The organism is Sideroxyarcus sp. TK5 (assembly GCF_054601595.1).
The window spans coordinates 1-2,913 of sequence record NZ_BAAHSJ010000024.1 but is presented as its reverse complement, the minus strand read 5'-3'; the positions used below and the strand labels follow the sequence as shown (position 1 = coordinate 2,913).

At 57.3% G+C, this 2,913-nt stretch carries 2 protein-coding genes; both read right to left on the bottom strand.

Annotated elements, in window-relative coordinates:
* Positions 1–598, bottom strand: a 598-nt coding sequence (locus ACYPYQ_RS13505; RefSeq protein ID WP_459724436.1) for a TolC family protein, incomplete at its 3' end; no start/stop codon positions are given.
* A gap of 16 nt (positions 599–614) precedes the next feature.
* On the bottom strand, positions 615–2,801 hold the full coding sequence (locus ACYPYQ_RS13500; protein WP_459724435.1) for a peptidase domain-containing ABC transporter: 2,187 nt from the start codon (positions 2,799–2,801) through the stop codon (positions 615–617).
* Between the last annotated feature and the right edge of the window lie 112 nt (positions 2,802–2,913).

The window sequence follows — 2,913 nt, the reverse complement described above, 5'->3', positions numbered from 1 at the left end:
CGCTGGCCATTGCTTGCTGCGCGCGAGCATCCTCCAATTCTGTTGTCGACAGGATGCCTTTCTCATGAGAGCGTAGCGCCTGTTCGAATAGTTGCTGCATGACTCTCACTTTCGATTCGGCGACGATCCGGTTGTCGCGCGCCTGCATGACGTCAAACCAGGTTTGCGTCAGCCGGATCAGCATGTCCTGCCCGGCAGCCTGCAACTGATAGTCCGCCTGCTCCAGACCGATCTTGCTCTGCATGAAGGCTATCCAGTTGCCATGCCGCCACAACGGCTGGGTAAAACTGAGCTGCGCCGAACTCATGTTGTAGGCTTCGAGCGGATACTGGGTGGGGGGGGCTGTGCGCGTTTGGTATTCGCGCCGATTATTGCTGGTACTGACGGAGATGCTGCCCTGGAAGAAATTCTCGGCAGCCGCCTGCGTGACGCGCGCTCGCGAGGCCTGACGGTTGGCTTGTGCGGCAATGAATTGTGGATCGTTGGCTACAGCACGCTCCACCGCTTCCTTGAAGGTGAGGGCATTAGCCTCTGTTACCGTCAGACAAGCCCATACAATAAGCAAACTACCAAACGATGTACTTTGAATCGGTCCCATGCCGCGCATGCTGTCCTTATCGCACCGGAGATGCATGAGCAACGGTGGTAGCGGAGTTGTGGTCCGCCCCCGCTTCCGGCATGCCGAACTTGAGCACTTCATCCACCTGTAGTGCCTTGGGCAACTGGTGAGTAATAAAAAGCATGGTGACCTTGCCCTTGAGCTTGTTGATGGTGGTGGCGAAGTGTTCGGCGGTTTGCGTGTCGAGGTTGCTTACCGCTTCGTCGAAGATGAGTACGCGCGGATGCTTGAGCAGGGCACGGGCGATGGCGATGCGCTGGCGCTGTCCGCCGGAAAGGCCGACACCGTTCTCGCCGACGGGCGTCTGGTAGCCCTGCGGCAGTTGTTCGATGACCTGATGGATCTCGGCCATCTTGCACACATGCACGATCTCTTCGAAACCGGCGTGTGGGTTGGCAAGTTGCAAGTTGTCGTAGATGGTGCCGGAGAACAGGCGTGTCTCTTGCGGCACCACGCCGAAGTTGGCACGCAGCTCATTGGCAGCGAGATGGCGCAGATCATAGCCATCGAGCAGGATGCTTCCATCGCTCGGCCAGTAGAAACCTTGCAGCATCTTGGCCAGCGTACTCTTGCCGCAACCTGATGGTCCCATCAGCACGGTGAGATTGCCTGCTTGCAGGGTGAGGGTGAGATTGCGGTACAGATAGGGATGCTTGTCGCTGTAGCGGAAGCTGACATCCTTGAGTTCAACGCAGCCCCCTGCTCCCCCCTGCGCACGGGCCGGCGTCAGGGAATAGGGTTCGTTGGGCACGTCCATCAGGTCGCCCAGACGCTTCACCGCAATATCTGCTTGCTGGAATTCCTGCCACAGACTAGCCAAGCGCAACATAGGCTGTGTCATGCGCGAAGCGAACATCTGGAAAGCGACCAGCATACCGATGGTGAATCCATCGTTCTGCATCACCAGCAATGCACCGACCACCAGAATGGACAGCGTCATGACCTGCTCCAAGGCATTGACCACGACGTTGAAGGAGTTGGAGAGTTGCTTGGTGGCAAAGCCTGCGGCGAGATACTGCGCCAGATAGTCGCCATACTTCTGTACCAACACCGGTTCCATCTGCAAGGATTTGACGGTTTCCATACCGGCGATGTACTCGGTGACAAAGGCCTGGTTCTTGGCCCCCAGCATGAACTGTTCATTGAGCCGATCACGCAATGCTGGTGTGACGAGCAAGCTGGCCAGGGTGATCAGCGACATCAGCAACAAGGCGATGAGGCTCAATTGCCAGCTGTACCAGAACATCACCGCGAGGAAGATGAGCAGGAAGGGAAAGTCCAACAGTAACGACACCGCCGCACCAGTGATGAATTCGCGCACGGTTTCGACGCCATGCAGACGGGCCACCAAAGTTCCCGTAGGACGTTGCTCGAAATACGGTACGGGCAAGTGCAGCATGTGGCGGAAGACATGACTGCCCAGCACGGCATCGATGCGGTTGCCGGTATGCAGCACAAAGTATTGCCGCAGCCAGGTCATGGCGCTGGAGAACAGCATGAACATGACCAGCCCGACCGCGATGGCGATGAGTGTGCTCTGCGTCTGGTGTACCACGACCTTGTCGATGATGACCTGGGTGAACAGCGGCGTGACGAGCCCGACAAGCTGAATCGCCAGCGAGGCGATCAACACATCGCGCCAGATGCGCTTGTGTTTCATCAGCTCGGGGATGAACCAGCGGAAGCCGAACGGTTCAGGCTCCTTGGGCGAACTAGCAGCTTCTTCCCCCTCGCTTGCGTTCTGTTCCTTGCGCGCGATCAGCAGAATGTCTGTGCGAAACAGTTTGAAGAACTCGTCGATCGCGATCGTTTCCGGAGATTCCGACCCGGCTCGGAAGAACATCAGCTGTCCGCCGCTGGCCTTGATGAGCAATACAGGGACGGTGAGGACGGGCGCTTCTTCTGCTGCTTCCTGTTCCGCATCATCGGGTTTGGCAGAAGGCTTATCCTGCTCCGCATCTGGCTTGTCAGCCGTCTGCTCTGCAGGCTGGGGGCGCAGAAAAGCGACTGCCGGGAACGGAAGCTGTTCAAGCGATGCAAGTGTCTTGTTATCAAGGTTCCGCTCACCGACTTTGAAGTCTAAAGCCTGCAAGGCATTGAGCACTGCCACGCGCGAGTAAGGCGGTGGGAACTGTTGACGAATGAGTTGCGAATCGAAAGGTAAACGGAAGATGCGCGACAAACGAGGGCGTTCAGAATTTTGTGTAAACGGAGTTTCTCTATTTCTGCGGCATCCGGTCTTCGAACTGGATAGTAAACCGGTTTAGCGCAGCCTTCCAATCCCTGATCGGCAT